The following is an 18,416-nucleotide window of genomic DNA, read 5'->3' on the forward strand; positions in this document are numbered from 1 at the left end:
GACGCGCCGCTACGTTCCGTGCGTAGCGGCGCGTCTGCGGGCCTCGGCGTCGGGCGCGGGTGGGCGTGGACCCGTCGGCCGCCGCATCAGTGGGCGGGCGCGGCCTTCTTTCCGCGCAGGCGTCCCACGAGCAGGACCACCCCGAGCGCGACCGAGCCCCAGAGCAGGCCCCACACGGCCGACGTCGCGGTCTCCGTGAGCCAGCCGAGGAACGCGCCGGCGGCGTGCGTGACGGGCTCGACGATCCCGTGCTGCACGGCGTAGTAGGGCCACGGCACGCCCAGCGCGTCCAGCTCCACGAGGGCGATGTGGCCGCCCACCCAGAGCATCGCCACGGTGCCGATGACGGTCACCACGCGCAGCACGTGCGGCATGGCCTTGACCAGCCCGGCGCCGAACGAACGGCCGCCGGAGGTCGAGGCGTTCTGGTGCAGGTGCAGGCCGACGTCGTCCATCTTCACGATCAGCCCCACCACCCCGTACACGCCCGCGGTGATGACGACGGCCACCACCGCCAGGATCGCCGCCTGCATCCAGAAGCCCAGGTCGGCCACCTCGTTCATGGAGATGACCATGATCTCCAGGGACAGGATGAAGTCCGTGGTGATGGCCCCGCGCACCACGGTGTCCTCGGCCTCCGGACCCCGCTCGACGGCGGGCTCCTCGTCGTCGGCATGCCCGTGGCCGGTGAGCTTGCCCCACACCTTGTGCGCGCCCTCATAGGACAGGTAGGTGCCGCCGGCCAGCAGCAGCCACGGCAGGATCCAGGGGGCGAGCCAGTCGAGCAGCAGCAGGGCGGGCAGGATGAACACGAGCTTGTTGCGCAGGGAGCCCTTGGTGATCCGCCAGATCATCGGCAGCTCGCGGGCCGCGGCTGCGCCGGCCATGTACTGCGGGGTCACCGCGGCGTCGTCGACCACCACACCCGCCGCCTTGGCCGCGGCGCGTCCCGCCCCTGCGGCCACGTCGTCCACGCTCGCGGCGGCGAGGCGGGCGAGGGCGGCGACGTCGTCGAGCAGGGCTACGAGTCCGACCATGGTTCCTCCTGGGGTGGGGCCGACGGGCGCGCCGGTGCGCGGGCAGGGCGCAGGTCGAGCATAGCGGCGGGGACGGACACGCACCGGCCCGGTCCCGTGGGGGACCGGGCCGGTGCGTGCGCGGCCGACGAGGCCGCCGGTGGGCTCAGGCGTCGTTCTCGGTGGTCTCCACGGGACGGGAGCCCAGGCGGCCGTCGATGCGGAGCAGGCCCGAGCCGTCATCGCCGACGAGCTCGAGCTGGCCCACGATCTCGGAGACGGTGGCCTCCTCCTCGATCTGCTCGTCCAGGAACCAGTTCAGCAGCGGGCGCGAGTTGAGGTCGCCCGCGGACTCGGTGGCCCGGTACAGCTCGCGGATCGCCTCGGAGACCTTCTGCTCGTGCGCGAGCGCGGCCCGGAAGATCTCCAGGGCCGACAGGCCGGCCTGCACGGGCGGGGCCGGGATGGCGCCGATCGTCGGGAAGCTGTCCCGGTCGGCGACGTGGTCGATGAACTTGTTCGCGTGGACGATCTCCTCGTCCGCCTGGTGCCGCAGCCACGCGGCCATCCCGGACAGGTCCAGGTCGTCGGCGGCGATCGCGAGCTGGCGGTAGACCATGGACGCCTCGAACTCGAGGGTGATCTGTTCGTTGAACTTCTGCAGCAGGTCATCGGTGAGCTTCATGCCTCGAACTCTAGGCAGGCGGCCGGGGCGCGGTGAAGGCGCGCCCGCCCCTCATCGAGGAGCGACGACGGCGGGCGGCCGGTTCCGCCGGATTCGGCGCCCCGCGGTGCCAGCCCTAGGCTGGGCGCCGTGTCCGAGACCCGCCGCGCCCGCCCGGGCGTCGACCCCGTGTCGACGCCGCCCTCCGACGTGCCGCGGGGCCCGGGGGGCCGGGACGCGCTCGTGCGCCGCCGCGTGTTCCGGACGCCCCTGCTGCGCCGCGTGGTCTACGCGGTGGTCTTCGAGCTGCTCGCCATCCTCTTCACCACCGTGATCCTGGCGGCGCTCGGCAACGGCGGCGGGCCCTCGCTCGCCGTGGCGGTCGTGTCCTCGACCGTGGCCCTGCTGTGGAACATCGTGTTCAACTCGGTGTTCGAGACCCTCGAACGCCGCCTCGGGATCACGGGCCGGCCCTGGTGGGTGCGCGTGGCCCACGCCGTCGGCTTCGAGGGCGGGCTGATCGTGTTCCTCGTGCCCGCGGTGGCGCTGATCCTCGGCATCGGGCTGGGGGAGGCGTTCCTCATCGAGGCCGGCCTGCTCGTGTTCTTCCTCGTCTACGCCGCGGTGTACGCCTATGCGTTCGACTCGGTGTTCGGCCTGCCGGACTCGGCCGCCCGCGCCGAGGCCTGACCCGCCGCTCGGAGCAGGCGCGGCTCAGCGGGACGCCGGCAGCCCCAGGAACGCGCGGATCGCGGGCATCTCGCGGCGCACCTGGTCCAGGCCGAGCTCGTGGGCGGCGGCCAGCTTGGCCACGGACCGCTCGCCGTTGGCGATGGGCATGGTCTCGGGCACGAACAGATAGGCCCGTCCCTGCCGCTCCATCTCGAACAGGCGCTCGCGGGTGGCGTTGTACCGGCGCCAGCGCGTGAGCAGCGCGTCCGCGACGGCGGGGTAGCGCCGGAAGGTGCGCTGATAGAACGAGGGGAACCGCTCGGGCCGCTTCACGTACCCGCGCTCCCGGGTCAGGACCACGAGGACCTTCTCGAACCCCGCGTCCTCCGCCGCGGTCAGCGGGATCCCGCCGTCCACGCCGAGGGCGCCGTCCACGAACACGGTGCCCTCGGCGTGCACGGGGGGCATGAGGACCGGCATCGTGGACGACGCGCGGACGCGGACCATCAGGTCGGTCAGGGTGGTCATGTCGGAGCGGTCCCACCAGCGGGTCTCGCCGCTCGCGGCGTCGAACCCGCCCAGCACGAGCCGGGCGGGGTTCGCGCGGAACGTGGCGAAGTCGTAGGGCAGGTCCGCCTCGGGCAGGCCGGCGTGCTCGTAGATGTACTCGGCGTTGAACAGGCCCTTGCCGCGCACGAAGCTCAGCCAGTTGCCGAACCGAGGATCGTCGGCGAAGTCCACGAACGAGCGCCGCGCACGGGCCGGGTCGCGGGACAGGTAGTTCACGGCGTTGGACGAGCCCGCCGAGATGCCGGCCACGAAGTCCACGTGGATCCGCTCGCGCAGCAGTTCCGCCACCACGGCCGAGGTGAGCGCGGCGCGCATGCCCCCGCCCTCGAACAGCAGGGCCGTGTCGGTGACGTTGGACGTCATGGGCTCGGTCATGGTCGGTCCCTCCGTGTTCGCCGTCCGCCGAGCCGGGCGGGGAGTGCTCCCGTCCGGCCGCGCCCATCCTAGGCTGTCCCCATGGCGACGACCCACATGAAGAGCACCCCCGTCCACACCGTCGGTGAGCTGCCCCAGGTGGGTTCCCCCGCCCCCGACTTCACCCTCACCGGGGCGGACCTGTCCCCGGTGACCCTGCGGGAGCTGCGCGGCCGCCGCGTGATCCTGAACATCTTCCCGTCCCTGGACACCGGCGTGTGCGCCGCCTCCGTCCGCGAGTTCGACTCCCGCGTCGCGGACCTCGGGGACACCACCGTCGTGGCCGTGTCCGCGGACCTGCCGTTCGCCGCCGCGCGCTTCTGCTCGGTCGAGGGCATCGACCACGTCCGCAGCGGCTCTGTGTTCCGCTCGTCGTTCGGCGGCGACTACGGCGTGCGCATGACCGACGGTCCGCTCGAGGGCCTGCTGGCCCGCGCCGTCGTCGTGGTCGATGCCGACGGCGTGGTCCGTCATGCCCAGCTCGTCCCCGAGATCTCCGAGGAGCCGGACTACGAGGCCGCCCTGGCGGCCGCCCGGGGCTGAGCGTGACGCCGCCGGGCTGGCCGCCGCGCGCACGACGCTCGCCCCTGGCGTTCGTCATCGCGCTGTTCGGCGTGCTCGGGGCGCTGGTCCTGGCGGGGGGCCTCACCGCGCTCCTCGCCGGCCGGATGGTCGACGTCGCCGCGGACTCCGCCCCGACCGTGCCCGCCGCCGAGGCCCCGGCACGGGAGGCGGGCGAGCTCGCGGCGGGCCTGACCCACGTCCACGACGGCGTGACGGTGGACTGGTCCGCATCGGCCCACGACGGCTCGTCCCTGGACCCGGGCCAGCCGGTCGCGGACGCCCCGGGCATCCTCCTCGTGGAGACCGCCCTCGGCGCCCGCACCGGCACGGGGACCGGCATGGTGCTCTCCCCGGACGGGCTGGCGGTGACCAACTACCACGTGGTCGAGGACTCCTCGGAGGTGCACGTGGTGGTCGCGGACACCGGCGCGCGGCACACGGCCACGGTGCTCGGGCGCGATGCCGAGCACGACATCGCGGTGCTCGACGTCGAGGGCGTCTCAGACCTGCCGGTGGCCAGCGTCTCGCTGGACCCGGTGCGGCGCGGGGACCAGGTGGCCGCCGTCGGCAACGGCGGAGGCCAGGGTTATCTGACGGCCGTGCGCGGCACCGTGCTCGGCACGGACCGCTCGATCATGGCCGCGGCCGAGGGCACCGATCAGTACGCGCGCCTGTCCGGCCTGATCCAGACGGACGCGGACGTCGTGCCCGGCTACTCCGGCGGCCCGGTGGTGGACGACGCCGGCCAGGTGGTCGGCGTGACCGTGGCAGCCAGCGACGGGACCACCGCAGACGAGGTGGACGGCTTCGCGATCCCGCTGGAGGTGGCCTTCGACGTGGCGGACCAGGTCCTCTCGGGCGAGGAGACGGACACCGTGAGCATCGGTGCGGACGGCGCCCTGGGCATCATGGTCGGCGCGGATCCCGACGTCGGCGTCGTGGTCATGCAGGTGGACGCGGGCTCCGCCGCCGAGCAGATCGGCCTGGTCGAGGGCGATGTCATCCTCGAGATCGAGGGGCGGACCGTCGGCGACGACGCCTCCCGGATGTCCCGCCTGGTCAACGACCACAACGTGGGGGACCGGATCACCGTCCAGTGGCGCACCGCCGACGGCGAGGTGCGCGAGGCCGAGGCGGTCCTGCAGCCGGCCCTCGTGAACTGACCGGCCCCCCGGCGCTCAGGAGAGCAGGTCCAGTGAGAGGGCCATCGCGGCCACGCCCAGCAGCACGCCGCCCAGCGCCGCGGCGCGGCCCCCGGCCGCCCGGGCGGCGGGCAGCAGCGCGTCGAGGCTCACGGTCACCATCACGCCCGCCACGGCCGCGAAGACGGCGGCCAGGAGCGCGGGTGTGAGGAACGGGGCCAGCAGCAGCCAGCCGATCAGCGCGCCCAGCGGCTCCGCGATCCCCGTGAACGCGGCCCACGCGAAGGCCTTGCGCCGCGATCCGGTGGCCTGCCGCACGGGCACGGCCACGGCCACGCCCTCGGGAACGTTGTGCACGGCCATCGCGACGGCCAGCGCGAGGCCCACCGACGGATCCTGCAGGGTGCCGGCGAAGGTGACGAAGCCCTCCGGCAGATTGTGCAGGCCGATCGCCAGGGCCGTCACCGTGCCCAGGCGCAGCATCCGCCGCCGGTCCAGGCCGGCCGGGTCGTCGACGTCGCCCGGCATCTCCGAGACGGGGTCGGGGACGGCGCGCTCGAGCAGCACGTAGGAGCCTGCGCCGAGGATCAGGGCGGCCACCGCGACGGCGGTCGCCGCGGGGCCGACCGCCCCGCCCAGCCCCTCGACGGCGGCCGGCAGCATCTCCAGGAAGGAGACCGCGAGCATGACGCCCGCGGCGAGGCCGAGGGCGGCCCCCAGCCCGCGGCCCGAGGGCGCGCGTCCGACGATCGCCAGGACGCCGCCCAGCACCGTGGCCAGCCCGGCGAACGTCGTGAGAGCGAGCGCGGTCCAGAACGGGTCCACGGGGGAGGGCCTCCTGACGGGCGGCGGGCGGGGTGCGACCATCCTAGGGACTACAGGAGGAGACCATGACCGAAACCGCCACCGGCCCCGGATTCGCCCTGCCCCGGGGCGTCGAGCCGGGCCGCGCCGTCGTCGTGGGCGCCGGACCCAACGGCCTGACCGCCGCCGCCCTGCTGGCCCGCGAGGGCTGGGAGGTGGACGTGTTCGAGCGGGCCCCGGTGCCCGGCGGCGCGTGCGCGTCCGCGCCGGTGCTGGGGGAGGGGACCGTGGTGGACCTCGGGGCGGCGGGCCATCCGTTCGGCGTCGCCAGCCCCGTGTTCCGGGAGCTGGGGCTGACGGACCACGGGCTCGCCTGGCTGCACCCGGCCGTGCCGATGGGACATCCGCTGCCGGACGGGCCGGCCGCCCTCCTGCACCGGGACCTCGAGGCCACCGCCGTGGGTCTCGGCGTCGACGCGCGGGCCTGGCGGGCCGTGCACGGGGCCCTGGTCGACCACGTCGACGAGATCCTGGCGGGCGCGCTCGGCCCGGTGTTGCGACCCCCGCCCCATCCGGTGGCGATGGCCCGCTTCGGCCTGCGCGCCCCGTGGCCGGCCGATCTGCTGGGCCGGGCGATGTTCCGCACGGCGGCCGCTTGCGCCCTGTTCACGGGCTCGGCGGCCCACGCGATCCTGCCCTCGAGCCGGCCCCTGACGGCGGCGTTCGGTGCGCTCTTCGGCGCGCTCGGGATGAGCTCGGGCTGGCCGGTGGCGCGCGGCGGGTCGGGGGCGATCGTCGAGTCGCTCGTGGCGGTGCTGCGGGCGCACGGCGGGCGGCTGCACCTGGGCCACGAGGTCACGGACCTGCGCGCGCTGCCCGCCGCGGACGCCGTCGTGCTGGACCTGACCCCGCGCCAGGTGCTGCGCGTCGCCGGCACGGGCCTGCCGCCGCGCTACGCCGCGGCCCTGCGCCGGTGGCGCCCCGGGCCGTCCGTGTCCAAGGTCGACTTCCTGCTCGACGGGCCGATCCCGTGGCGCGACGCCCGGCTCGCGGGCGCGGGGACGGTGCATCTGGGCGGGACCGCCGCCGAGATCCGGCGGGCCGAGGACGACGTCGCGGCCGGCCGGATGCCGGCGCGGCCCTTCGTCATGCTCTGTCAGCAGCAGGCGGCGGACCCCACACGGGCCACCGGGCCCGCCCGGGGGCACACGGTCGTCTGGTCCTACGCCCATGTGCCCCACGGCCACCCCGGCGACGTCCGTCCGCTGATCGAGGCGGAGGTGGAGCGGCACGCACCCGGCTTCCGGGACCGGATCCAGGCCGCGGTCGCGATGCGCCCGGCCGACCTGGAGGTGTGGAACCCGAACCTCGTGGGCGGCGACATCGCGGGGGGATCGCTCGCGGGAGCGCGCGCGCTCCTGCGCCCCACTGCGTCGCCCCGGCCGCACCGGGCGGGCCGGGCCGGGCTGTATCTGGCCTCCGCCTCCACCCCGCCGGGCGCCGGCGTCCATGGCATGGGCGGGGCGTGGGCCGTGCGGACTCTGTTGGCGGACCGTCGTCGCTGACCGCGCCGCCGCCCGGGCGGAGCGGCGCCGTGCCGGGGTCTGCCGGGGTGTCGGCGACCGCTGTGCGCCACGGCTGAGACTGATCCGGATCCGGACTTTCGCGAATCGGAATGTGCCCGCTACAGTGTGGTTCATCTCACGGAACGTCCCGTCTCGGCGGAACGGCCCGGGGGTCGTCTCGCACCATCGGATCCCCACAGGGATGCGGGCGCGCGACGTCCTTGCACCTCTCATGAACGGAAGCACCTTCCATGAAGTACACGAAGCTCTCCGCTGCCGCGGCCCTGGCCGCCGGCTCGGCCCTCATCCTCTCCGCGTGCGCCCCGGGCGGCGGCAACGCAGGCGAATCCAGCAACGGCTCCGGCGCCAGCCAGGGCGGCGACTCGGGCGCCGGCAACGTCATCGAAGGGGACAAGGGCCAGAAGCTCACCGCCGAGGCCTCCGGGCCGGAGATGGCCGACCTGGGCGACGTCAAGACCCAGGACGGCTCCATCGCCTACTCGGTGGGCGCCGACGACTTCCTGTCCTACAACGGCCTGCAGTCGAACACGTACACCACGTACAACTCGGCCGTCGCGGACCGCATGTTCTCGTCCTTCTGGTACTTCGGCACCGACGGCTCGATCATCCCGAACGAGGACTTCGGCACGTACGAGAAGACCTCGGACGACCCGCTGACCGTGAAGTACACCATCAGCGACGACGCCAAGTGGTCCGACGGCACCCCCGTCACCGCCGGCGACTTCATCGTGCACTGGGCCGCGAACAACGACACGGTCAAGGCCGAGGGTTCCGAGACCCCGCTGTTCGACTCGATCTCCTTCGAGCAGGGCAAGTACATCCCGGAGGCGCCCGAGGGCGAGGCCGACGGCAAGGAGTTCACCGTCACCTACCCGGAGCCCTACGCGGACTGGGAGATCCTCATCAGCACCGCGCTGCCGGCGCACATCGTCGCCAAGGAGGCGGGCATGAGCTTCGAGGAGCTCGTCACCGCTGCGAAGGAGAAGGACGTCGAGGCGCTCACCCCGGCGGCCGAGTTCTGGAACGACGGCTGGGACTTCAGCCCCGGCGAGCTGCCGGACGCCTCGCTGGTGCCCTCCATGGGCCCCTACAAGTTCAAGGACGGCGGCTGGCAGGCCGGCCAGTCCATCACTCTCGAGGCCAACCCTGAGTACTGGGGCACCCCGCCGGCCACCAAGGAGCTCGTCCTCCGCTTCGCCGACCCGAAGACCCACGTGCAGGCCCTGCAGAACGGCGACCTCGACGTCATCGAGCCGCAGGCCACCGTGGACACCCTCCAGCAGCTCGAGGGCCTCGGCGAGGACGTCAACGTCCAGACCGGTGACCAGCTGACCTGGGAGCACGTGGACTACAACCGCGGCGAGGGCTCCGTCTTCGCGGACTCCCCGGAGCTGCGCGAGGCCTTCGCCCTCTGCCTGCCCCGCCAGCAGATCGTGGACAACCTGATCAAGCCGATCTATGCGGACGCCCAGGTCATGAACCTGCGCGAGGTCTTCCCCTTCCAGGACAAGTACCAGGAGGTCGTGGACGAGGCCTACCCGAAGGAGATGGACGAGCCGAACATCGAGAAGGCGAAGGAGCTCGTCGAGAAGTCGGGCGTCTCCACGCCCACGGTCCGCCTCGGCTACCAGGCGGGCAACCAGCGTCGCACCGAGACCGTCGCGCTCATCAAGAGCTCCTGCGACCAGGCCGGCTTCGACGTGCAGGACGCCAACTCGCCGGTGTTCTTCAAGGAGGTCATGCCGGCCGGTGACTACGACGCCGCCCTCTACGCCTGGGCCGGCTCGGGCCAGAAGGCCTCCGGCGCGAACATCTACCAGTCGGACGGCGCTCAGAACCAGCAGAGCTACAACAACCCCGAGGTGGACGCGGCCTGGGACAAGCTCGCCACCTCGCTGGACGAGAACGAGCAGCTCGAGCAGGTCAAGACCATCGAGAAGCTGCTCTGGGAGGACTTCCAGGCCATCCCGCTGTACGCTCACCCGGGTCTGGTCGGCCACAAGGCCGACGTCGCCAACGTGCGCGACACCGCCGCCCAGTCGGGTGCGCTGTGGAACGTGGAGCAGTGGGTCCGCGTCCAGGAGTGACGCCCCGCTGACCTCTGACCCGGCGGTCCGCCTCCCGCGGACCGCCGGCGTCGGGATCGAGGACAGAGCCCGGCCGGGCACCGGCCGGGCTCTGGCCGTGAACCGCGGCGAACCCGCACCCCTCCCTTTCCCTTGCACTCGCACGGAAGGTCACCCCCTGTTGTGCTGAAATTCATCCTCAAGCGCCTCGGCAGCTCCCTCCTGGTGCTGTTCGGCGCGTCGATCCTGCTCTTCTTCCTCGTGGCCCACTCGGGTGACCCCCTCCAGGACCTGCGAGAGTCACAGAACCCCAACCGCGAGACCCTCATCGCCGCCCGCACCGAATTCATGGGGCTGGACCAGCCCTGGTACGCCCGGTACTGGGACTGGCTCCAGGGCATCGGCGGCTGCGTCACCGGTCAGTGCGACCTCGGCCTCAGCCGGAACGGTCAGTCCGTCGGTGACCTGCTGAGCAACGCCGCGGCCTCCACGCTGCGCCTCGTGGTGCTCGCGACCGTCCTGGCGATCATCATCGGCATCGCGATCGGCATCGTCACCGCGATCCGCCAGTACTCCGGCCTCGACTACGTGGTCACGTTCCTGATCTTCCTCTTCTTCTCGCTGCCCGTGTTCTGGGCGGCCGTGCTCCTGAAGGAGTACATGGGGATCCGGTTCAACGACTGGATCCGCAGCCCCGAGCTGAACTGGCCCCTCCTCATCGGGGTCGCCGTCCTCGCGGGCCTGGTCCTGCAGGCCGTCATGGCGGGCGACCTCAAGCGGCGCGCCTTCACGTTCGGCGCCACCGCCGCGTTCATCCTGCTCGCCGGCTGGGTGCTGTTCGCCGTCGACTTCTGGCGGCATCCGCAGATGGGCCCGGTCGTGCAGCTGGTCATCGGCCTGGCCGCCGCCGTCGGCGCCACCGCGGTGATCTCCGGTCTGCGCAACCGATCGGTCCTCAAGGCCGCCCTGGTCACGGCCGCGATCGGCCTCGTCTCCTACTACGCCACCTACAGCCTGCTGTGGCGGACGCCGTCCGCGCTGCTGCTGGCCGGCCTCGGCGTCATCCTCGTGCTGGTGGCCATCCTGGTGGGCCGCCTGCTCGGCGGCTTCTCCAAGGGCTCGGCCGTGTCCGCCTCGCTGGTGACCGCCCTGATCATGGGCGTGGCGATCGTGGCGGAGCACCTGATGAACTACTGGCCGACCTTCCTGAAGGTCAAGCCGCGCCCGATCTCCACGATCGGCTCGGGCACCCCGAACCTGGACGCCCACTTCTGGGTGGTGTTCCTGGACCGCGGTGCGCAGCTGCTGCTGCCCACCATCCTGCTGACCATCATCTCGGTGGCCACGTACTCGCGGTATACGCGCTCCTCCATGCTCGAGGTCTCGCGCCAGGACTACATCCGCACCGCGCGCGCCAAGGGCCTGCCGGAGCGCCAGGTGATCCTGAAGCATGCGTTCCGCAACTCCCTGATCCCCATCACCACGATCATGGCCTTCGACTTCGCCGGCCTGATCGGCGGCGCCGTGATCACGGAGCAGGTGTTCGGCTGGAAGGGGATGGGCGAGCTGTTCGCCACCGGCCTGCGCGACGTGGACCCCATGCCCGTGATGGCGTTCTTCCTCGTGACGGGCACCGCCGCCGTGCTGATGAACCTCGTGGCGGACGTGCTCTACGCCGTCCTCGACCCCCGGATTCGAGTGTGAGCCAGATGACCACCAACAACTCCTCGACGACGGGCGCGCAGCTCGACGAGAAGCAGATCTTCGACCTCGCGGAGGCGGAGGACGCCAAGCTCCGCGCCAAGGCCGGGAAGTCCTACTCCCAGGGTGCCCTGGTCCGCAAGCGGTTCTTCCGCCACAAGGCGGCGATGATCTCCCTGATCGTGCTGGTCTTCATCACGCTGATGGCGTTCTCCTCCATCGGCTTCGCCGGCATCCCCGGCTGGTGGGACAAGTCCTACACGGCCGCGGCGTCCGTGGTGAACGGCGGTCGCCCGACGCTCTCGGTCGTGCCGCAGGCCTTCGGGGGCGAGGGCATCCGCTGGGGCGAGCATCCCTTCGGCCAGGACACCACGGGCAAGGACTACTTCGCCCTCGTGATGCGCGGGACCCAGCAGTCCATGATCATCGCGGCCATCGTGGGCCTGCTCTCCACCGTGATCGGCGCGGTCGTCGGCGCCGTGTCCGGCTACTTCGGCGGCTGGGTCGACTCCGTGCTGATGCGCCTGACCGACCTGATCATCGTCATCCCGCTGCTCGTGCTCGCCGCGGTGCTCGGCCAGATGGCCAGCGGCATGAAGATGGGCATCCTCCCGCTCGCGGTGGTGCTCGGCCTCGTGTCCTGGACGTCCCTGGCCCGCCTCGTGCGCGGCGAGGTCCTGTCCCTGCGCGAGAAGGAGTTCGTGGCGGCCGCCGTCGCCATGGGCGCCAAGCCGGGCCGCCTGATCTTCAAGCACCTGCTGCCCAACACGATCGGCGTGATCGTCGTGAACGCGACGTTCGCCATCGCGGGCGCGGTGCTGCTGGAGACCTCGCTGTCCTTCCTCGGCTTCGGCGTGAAGGCGCCGGACTCGTCCCTGGGCCTGCTCATCTCCGACTATCAGAACGCGTTCACCACCCGTCCGTGGCTGTTCTGGTGGCCCGGCATGATCATCCTCGCGATCGCCCTGTCCGTGAACTTCCTCGGCGACGGCCTGCGCGACGCCTTCGACCCGCGCCAGGGCGCGGGCGCCCACCGCAGGCCCCGCTTCTTCGGCCGCCGCGCGGCCGCCACCGAGGCCGGTGCGACGACGGCGGGCGGTCTGGCCGCGGCCCCGACGGCCGGCCGGATCGAGGCCCCCGCGGAGGAGGCCGGCGGATCCGCACGGATCTCCGACGCGGACGAGGACGGTCAGCGATGAGCGCGAACGACAAGAAAGGCCGATCCATGTTCGGCAAGAAGAACGAGAACGACGTGACCGCCGGCGGGCAGGGCTCGCACGCGGCGTCGTCGGCCGACCTCGAGGCGCGCGGCGCCGCCGTGCCCGGCTCCTCCGGCGACGGCGGCGTGCCTCCGGGCCCCGCGACGAGCGCGATGGGCGTCGTGGCCCGCCACGACGACCTGGGCGGCGAGCCGGTGCTCGCCTTCCGCGACGTGGACGTGAAGTTCGCGACCGAGTTCGGCGAGGTGCACGCGGTCAAGGGCGTGACGTTCGACGTCAAGCCCGGCGAGGTTGTCGCCCTCGTGGGCGATCCGTCACGAGCGCCACCGCCATGGGCCTGCTCCCGGGCAATGCGGACATCACCGGCTCCGTGCAGCTGGCCGGCCGCGACGTGCTCACCATGACCCCGGGGCAGCTGCGCGACATCCGCGGCGACGAGGTGGCGATGGTGTTCCAGGAGCCCATGACGGCCCTGAACCCCGTCCTCACCGTGGGCGACCAGCTCACGGAGGCCCTCGAACTGCACGGCATCGCCTACGGCACCGAGGCGGACAAGCGCGCCGTCGAGCTGCTCACCATGGTGGGCATCCCCGACGCCGCCACCCGGCTCAAGCAGTACCCCCACCAGTTCTCGGGCGGCCAGCGCCAGCGCATCGTCATCGCGATGGCGATCAGCTGCTCGCCGAAGGTGATCATCGCGGACGAGCCCACCACGGCGCTCGACGTGACGGTCCAGGCCGAGATCCTGGAGCTGCTGCGCTCCCTGAAGAACAAGATGAACACCGGCATCCTGCTCATCACGCACAACATGGGCGTGGTGGCGGACATGGCGGACCGGGTGTGCGTGATGCTCCACGGCGAGCTCGTGGAGCAGGGCTCGGTGCACCAGGTGCTCCAGCACGCCCGGCACCCGTACACCCAGAAGCTGCTCTCGGCGGTGCCGCGCCTCGGCGAGCCCCTCGAGGTGGCAGAGCCGGAGCCGGTCACGGCCACGCAGACGCAGGCCCGGTACGCGATCGAGGCGGAGAACCTCCACCTCGAGTACGACCACCGCGGCAAGAAGAACCGCGTGGTCCACGACGTCAGCTTCCAGGTGGCCCCGGGCGAGATCCTGGGCCTGGTGGGCGAGTCCGGCTCGGGCAAGTCCACCATCGCCAAGTCGGTCCTCGGCCTGCTCACCATCGCGGAGGGCTCGCTGCGCATCCAGGGCCACGACCTGGCGACGATGCCCAAGGCCGAGCAGCGCGCCCTGCGCAAGAACATCGGCGTGGTCTTCCAGGACCCGGCGGCCTCGCTGGACCCGCGGTTCCCGATCGGCGACATCATCACCGAGCCGATGGTCGTGCACAAGGTGGGGGACCGGCGCTCGCGCCTGGCCCGCGCCGAGGAGCTGCTGGACGCGGTGCGTCTGCCGCGCTCCGTGGTGAACCGGTACCCGCACGAGCTCTCCGGCGGTCAGCGCCAGCGCATCTCGATCGCCCGCGCCCTGACCCTGGACCCCCAGGTGCTCATCGCGGACGAGCCGACCTCGGCCCTCGACGTGTCCGTCCAGGCCGCCGTGCTGGACATGTTCGCGGAGCTGCAGCAGCGCTACGAGTTCGCGTGCCTGTTCGTGTCCCACGACCTCGCGGTGGTGGATATGCTGGCCCACAAGGTGCTCGTCCTCAAGGACGGCCGCCAGGTGGAGCAGGGCCCCACGGAGGAGGTGCTCCACCGTCCGAAGGAGGAGTACACCCGTCGCCTCCTGGCGGCGGCGCCCGTGCCGGACCCGGACCAGCAGGCGGAGCGTCGCCAGGAGCGCCGCGAGTTCCTCGCCTCCCTCGGCGAGGGCGTCTACTGACCGCGCGGGTCGGCGGCGGGCGCGTCCCGCCGCCGACCCCGGGCCCACCGGCCCGCCTGTCCACGGCGGCCCCTGCGCGTACAATCGCACGGGGGCCGCCGTCGTCGTGCGCCTCCACCCCTTTGATGTCGAACCGGACAGGACGCCCATGACCTCGACCGAAACCCGCCGCTCCGATCTGCGCAACGTGGCCATCGTGGCCCACGTGGACCATGGCAAGACCACGATGGTGGACGCCATGCTGCGCCAGACCGGTGCCTTCAACACGCACGGCGACGTCGCCGAGCGGGTCATGGACTCCGGGGACCTGGAGAAGGAGAAGGGGATCACGATCCTCGCCAAGAACACCACGGTGTTCTACTCCGGCCCGTCCGCCCCCGAGGGCGAGACCGTCACCATCAACGTGATCGACACCCCCGGCCACGCCGACTTCGGCGGCGAGGTGGAGCGCGGCCTGTCCATGGTGGACGGCGTCGTGCTGCTCGTGGACTCCTCCGAGGGCCCGCTGCCCCAGACCCGCTTCGTGCTCCGCAAGGCCCTCGCCGCCAAGCTGCCCGTGATCCTCGTGGTCAACAAGACGGACCGCCCGGACGCGCGCATCGACGGGGTCGTCTCCGACTCCATGGACCTGCTGCTCGGCCTGGCCTCGGACCTGGCCGAGGAGGATCCGGACCTGGACCTCGACTCGGTGCTGGACGTCCCCGTCGTCTACGCCTCGGGCAAGGCCGGCCGCGCCTCCCTGACCCAGCCCGCCGACGGCGCCCTGCCGGAGGCCGAGGACCTCGAGGCCCTCTTCAACGTGATCATGGAGCACATCCCGGCCCCGTCCTACACCGAGGGCGAGGTCCTCCAGGCGCACGTCACCAACCTGGACGCCTCCCCGTTCCTCGGCCGCCTCGCGCTGCTGCGCATCTTCAACGGCACCCTCCGCAAGGGCCAGCAGGTCGCGTGGGCCCGCCAGGACGGCGCCCTGAAGACCGTGAAGATCACCGAGCTGCTGGCCACCAAGGGCCTCGAGCGCGTGCCCGCGGAGGAGGCCGGCCCGGGCGAGATCGTCGCCGTCGCCGGCATCGAGGACATCATGATCGGCGAGACCCTCACCGACGCGGAGAACCCGAAGCCGCTGCCGCTGATCACGGTGGACGACCCGGCCATCTCCATGACCGTGGGCATCAACACCTCCCCGCTGGCCGGCCGCGTCAAGGGCGCCAAGGTCACAGCGCGCCAGGTGAAGGACCGCCTGGACAAGGAGCTGATCGGCAACGTCTCGCTCAAGGTGCTCCCCACCGAACGCCCGGACGCGTGGGAGGTGCAGGGCCGCGGCGAGCTCGCCCTGGCCATCCTCGTGGAGCAGATGCGCCGCGAGGGCTTCGAGCTCACCGTGGGCAAGCCGCAGGTGGTCACCCGGACCGTGGACGGCAAGGTCCACGAGCCGATGGAGCGCATGACCATCGACATCCCCGAGGAGTTCATGGGCGCGGTCACGCAGCTCATGGCCGCCCGCAAGGGCCGCATGCAGGAGATGTCCAACCACGGCACGGGCTGGATCCGCATGGAGTTCCTGGTCCCGGCCCGCGGCCTGATCGGCTTCCGCACCCGCTTCCTCACCGAGACCCGCGGCGCGGGCATCGCCTCCTCCTACGCGGCCGGCTACGAGCCGTGGACCGGTGAGATCGAGTACCGCACCAACGGCTCCCTCGTGGCCGACCGGGCGGGCTCCGCCACGCCGTTCGCCATGATCAACCTGCAGGAGCGCGGCACCTTCTTCGTGCAGCCCGGCGCCGAGGTGTACGAGGGCATGATCGTGGGCGAGAACTCGCGCGCCGACGACATGGACGTGAACATCACCAAGGAGAAGAAGCTCACCAACATGCGTGCGGCCTCCTCCGAGTCGTTCGAGGGCCTGACGCCCCCGCGCCGGCTCACCCTTGAGGAGTCCCTCGAGTTCGCCCGCGAGGACGAGTGCGTGGAGATCACCCCCGAGGACATCCGCATCCGCAAGGTCGTCCTGGACGCCAATGAGCGCCTGAAGGCCGCGCGCGCCCGCGCCCGTGCCTGAGCGTCCCCGCCGCCGCGCCCGGCCCGCCGACGTGGTGGGCGGGGCGTTGCTCGGCGTCGTCGCCGGCGCGCTCGGCACCGCCGTCCATCTGAACCTGGCCTCCCTGCCGGGCGGCTGGACCCTGCCCTGGGGTGCGGTGCTGGCGCTTGTGCTCGTGGGCTCGACACAGCGCTGGTGGATGGTCCGACGCGCGGGCCGCGGCGGGCGCGCCCTGCCGGCGGGGGCCGCGGTCGTCGCCGGCGCGTTCACCGCCGTCCTGGCCCTGCAGCGCCTGCCGGTGGACGACGCCCTGGGGTTGTCCTGGACGGCCGGCCTGTGGGCGGCGGCGCCGGGCGCCGTCGTCGCCTCCGTGGCCTGGAACGTCGGCCAGCCGGCGCTCGGCCTGGTCCTGCTGGCCGCGGGCCGGCGGCTGGACCGCCGACCCGCGGAGGCCGCCGAGGCCGCCACGCGCCCCTGCCGGGCCACTGTGACCGCCCGCGAAACGCGTCCGGGGGAGCGAGTACCCTGGACCGCAGCCCCGCAACCCCGTGCCCAGAGAGAGGTGGACGGTCAGCCATGACCTACGTGATCGCGTTGCCGTGTGTGGACGTCAAGGACAAGGCGTGCATCGACGAATGCCCCGTGGACTGCATCTACGAGGGTGAGCGCATGCTCTACATCCACCCGGACGAATGCGTCGACTGCGGTGCGTGCGAGCCGGTGTGCCCCGTCGAGGCCATCTACTACGAGGACGACACCCCCGACGAGTGGGCCGAGTACTACAAGGCCAACGTCGAGTTCTTCGACGACCTGGGCTCCCCGGGCGGGGCCGCCAAGCTGGGCATGATCGCCAAGGACCACCCGATCATCTCCGCCCTGCCCCTGCAGAACGCCGACGCCTGAGCCCCATGCTGACGCTGCCGGACTACCCGTGGGACACGCTCACCCCCTACCGTGAGCGTGCCGCCGCCCACCCGGACGGCGTCGCGGACCTGTCCATCGGAACGCCGGTGGATCCGACGCCGGCGCTGATCCGCCGGGCCCTGACCGAGGCCGCCGACGCGCACGGCTACCCGACGACGCACGGCACGGACGCCCTGCGTCGCGCCGTCGTCGACTGGTACGCCCGGCGCCGCGGGGTGCCCGGGCTGGACCCGGCGGCCGTGGTGCCCACGGTCGGGTCGAAGGAGTTCATCGCGTGGCTGCCCACGCTGCTCGGGCTCGGCGCAGGCGACGTCGTCGTCCACCCCGAGGCCGCCTACCCCACCTATGCGGTGGGCGCGCTGCTGGCCGGGGCGGAGGCCGTGGCCGCGGACGACCTCGACGCGCTGGCGCCCGAGGTGCGTGAGCGGGTGCGCCTCGTGTGGACCAACTCGCCGGCCAACCCCACCGGCGCCGTGCTGGACGCGGCGGCGCTGCGCCGCACGGTCGACGCCGCCCGTGCCGTGGGCGCCGTGGTGTGCGGGGACGAGTGCTACGCCGAGCTCGGCTGGGACGCGTGGGACGGGGCCGTCGTGCCCTGCATCCTGTCCGACGAGGTCTCCGGCGGCGACCTGACGGGCCTGCTGAGCGTCTACTCGCTGTCCAAGCAGTCCAATCTCGCCGGCTACCGCGCCGCCTTCGCCGCGGGCGACCCGGGGCTGGTGGCCACCCTGGTGAACACGCGCAAGCACGCCGGCATGATCGTGCCCGCCCCCGTGCAGCACGCCATGGCCGTGGCACTGGCGGACGAGGGCCACGTGGCGCAGCAGAAGGACCGCTACCGTCGCCGCCGCGACGCCCTGCGCGCCGCCCTCGAGGCCTCCGGCCACGCCGTGGACCACTCCGAGGCGGGCCTGTACCTGTGGACCCGCCGGGCGGACACCGACCCGGCCGCGGCCACGGAGCAGGACTCGTGGGACCTGCTGGGCGAGCTCGCCGACCTCGGCATCGTGGCCGGACCCGGCGTGTTCTACGGCGACGCCGGCGACGGCTACGTCCGCGTCGCGATCACCGCCACGGACGAGGCCGTGGAGCAGGCCGCCCGCCGGCTCGCCGCGCGGGGTCCGCTGCGCCGCTGAGCGCGGCCGGCACACCGCTCCCACACGCCCGCGGCCGCCGCGGTCACGCGGCGACGTCG

General features: G+C 72.6%; 15 protein-coding genes and 1 pseudogene. 12 read left to right on the forward strand and 4 right to left on the reverse strand.

Going from position 1 to position 18,416, the window contains the following annotated elements; translation table 11 throughout:
- Positions 1 to 86: 86 nt before the first annotated feature.
- Both SOY78_RS04675 and SOY78_RS04680 read right to left on the reverse strand, forming a co-directional pair.
- A complete protein-coding gene (locus SOY78_RS04675) occupies positions 87 to 1,037 on the reverse strand; it encodes a DUF808 domain-containing protein (RefSeq protein WP_324701867.1) in 951 nt (316 codons plus the stop codon).
- A gap of 145 nt (positions 1,038 to 1,182) precedes the next feature.
- On the reverse strand, positions 1,183 to 1,701 hold the full coding sequence (locus SOY78_RS04680; protein WP_041105037.1) for a ferritin: 519 nt from the start codon (positions 1,699 to 1,701) through the stop codon (positions 1,183 to 1,185).
- Between the two features lie 129 nt (positions 1,702 to 1,830).
- On the opposite strand from SOY78_RS04680, the gene SOY78_RS04685 reads away from it, so the two are divergent.
- Positions 1,831 to 2,370 (forward strand): PACE efflux transporter, encoded by a 540-nt coding sequence (locus tag SOY78_RS04685; RefSeq protein ID WP_041105039.1) that lies wholly within the window; start codon positions 1,831 to 1,833, stop codon positions 2,368 to 2,370.
- 24 nt (positions 2,371 to 2,394) lie between these two features.
- Here SOY78_RS04685 and SOY78_RS04690 read toward each other — a convergent pair whose 3' ends face one another.
- Entirely contained in the window at positions 2,395 to 3,297 is a 903-nt protein-coding gene (locus SOY78_RS04690; RefSeq protein WP_041105041.1) for a patatin-like phospholipase family protein, read from the reverse strand.
- 81 nt (positions 3,298 to 3,378) lie between these two features.
- Here SOY78_RS04690 and tpx point away from each other — a divergent pair, with 81 nt between their 5' ends.
- Positions 3,379 to 3,879 carry a thiol peroxidase gene (tpx, locus tag SOY78_RS04695; RefSeq protein ID WP_044659388.1) on the forward strand — a complete coding sequence of 167 codons (501 nt, stop codon included), beginning with the start codon at positions 3,379 to 3,381 and terminating at the stop codon, positions 3,877 to 3,879.
- A gap of 2 nt (positions 3,880 to 3,881) precedes the next feature.
- Positions 3,882 to 5,063, forward strand: a complete 1,182-nt coding sequence (locus tag SOY78_RS04700) for a S1C family serine protease (RefSeq protein WP_044659389.1) — start codon at positions 3,882 to 3,884, stop codon at positions 5,061 to 5,063.
- A gap of 15 nt (positions 5,064 to 5,078) precedes the next feature.
- On the opposite strand, the gene zupT is transcribed toward SOY78_RS04700, so the two are convergent.
- Positions 5,079 to 5,867: a zinc transporter ZupT gene (gene zupT / locus SOY78_RS04705; protein WP_044659390.1), complete on the reverse strand. Its 789-nt coding sequence runs from the start codon at positions 5,865 to 5,867 to the stop codon at positions 5,079 to 5,081.
- Positions 5,868 to 5,932: 65 nt separating this feature from the next.
- On the opposite strand from zupT, the gene SOY78_RS04710 reads away from it, so the two are divergent.
- The 9 genes and pseudogenes from SOY78_RS04710 to dapC all read left to right on the forward strand — a co-directional run bounded on the left by SOY78_RS04710 (position 5,933) and on the right by dapC (position 18,357).
- Positions 5,933 to 7,411 (forward strand): phytoene desaturase family protein, encoded by a 1,479-nt coding sequence (locus SOY78_RS04710; protein ID WP_044659391.1) that lies wholly within the window; start codon positions 5,933 to 5,935, stop codon positions 7,409 to 7,411.
- Positions 7,412 to 7,662: 251 nt separating this feature from the next.
- The gene (locus tag SOY78_RS04715; RefSeq protein WP_044659392.1) at positions 7,663 to 9,519 is read left to right on the forward strand and encodes an ABC transporter family substrate-binding protein; all 1,857 of its coding nucleotides are present in this window, start codon (positions 7,663 to 7,665) and stop codon (positions 9,517 to 9,519) included.
- 162 nt (positions 9,520 to 9,681) lie between these two features.
- Positions 9,682 to 11,202 (forward strand): ABC transporter permease, encoded by a 1,521-nt coding sequence (locus SOY78_RS04720; protein ID WP_044659393.1) that lies wholly within the window; start codon positions 9,682 to 9,684, stop codon positions 11,200 to 11,202.
- 5 nt (positions 11,203 to 11,207) lie between these two features.
- Positions 11,208 to 12,398, forward strand: coding sequence for an ABC transporter permease (locus SOY78_RS04725; RefSeq protein WP_044659397.1), 1,191 nt, complete (start codon positions 11,208 to 11,210; stop codon positions 12,396 to 12,398).
- Positions 12,395 to 14,259: pseudogene (locus SOY78_RS04730) on the forward strand (ABC transporter ATP-binding protein). Before SOY78_RS04725 ends, SOY78_RS04730 begins: the two are co-directional and overlap by 4 nt.
- 148 nt (positions 14,260 to 14,407) lie before the next feature.
- Positions 14,408 to 16,318, forward strand: coding sequence for a translational GTPase TypA (gene typA, locus SOY78_RS04735; RefSeq protein ID WP_002855163.1), 1,911 nt, complete (start codon positions 14,408 to 14,410; stop codon positions 16,316 to 16,318).
- Positions 16,311 to 16,877: a hypothetical protein gene (locus SOY78_RS04740; RefSeq protein WP_135019381.1), complete on the forward strand. Its 567-nt coding sequence runs from the start codon at positions 16,311 to 16,313 to the stop codon at positions 16,875 to 16,877. The genes typA and SOY78_RS04740 overlap by 8 nt, the downstream gene beginning before the upstream one ends.
- Positions 16,874 to 17,200: a ferredoxin gene (fdxA, locus tag SOY78_RS04745; RefSeq protein WP_002855160.1), complete on the forward strand. Its 327-nt coding sequence runs from the start codon at positions 16,874 to 16,876 to the stop codon at positions 17,198 to 17,200. Before SOY78_RS04740 ends, fdxA begins: the two co-directional genes overlap by 4 nt.
- 5 nt (positions 17,201 to 17,205) lie before the next feature.
- Positions 17,206 to 18,357 (forward strand): succinyldiaminopimelate transaminase, encoded by a 1,152-nt coding sequence (gene dapC / locus SOY78_RS04750; protein WP_324701868.1) that lies wholly within the window; start codon positions 17,206 to 17,208, stop codon positions 18,355 to 18,357.
- Positions 18,358 to 18,416: the final 59 nt, after the last annotated feature.

The sequence above is a fragment of the Micrococcus sp. HOU01 genome, assembly GCF_035609305.1.
In the GTDB taxonomy this organism is placed as follows: Bacteria; Actinomycetota; Actinomycetes; order Actinomycetales; family Micrococcaceae; genus Micrococcus; species Micrococcus luteus.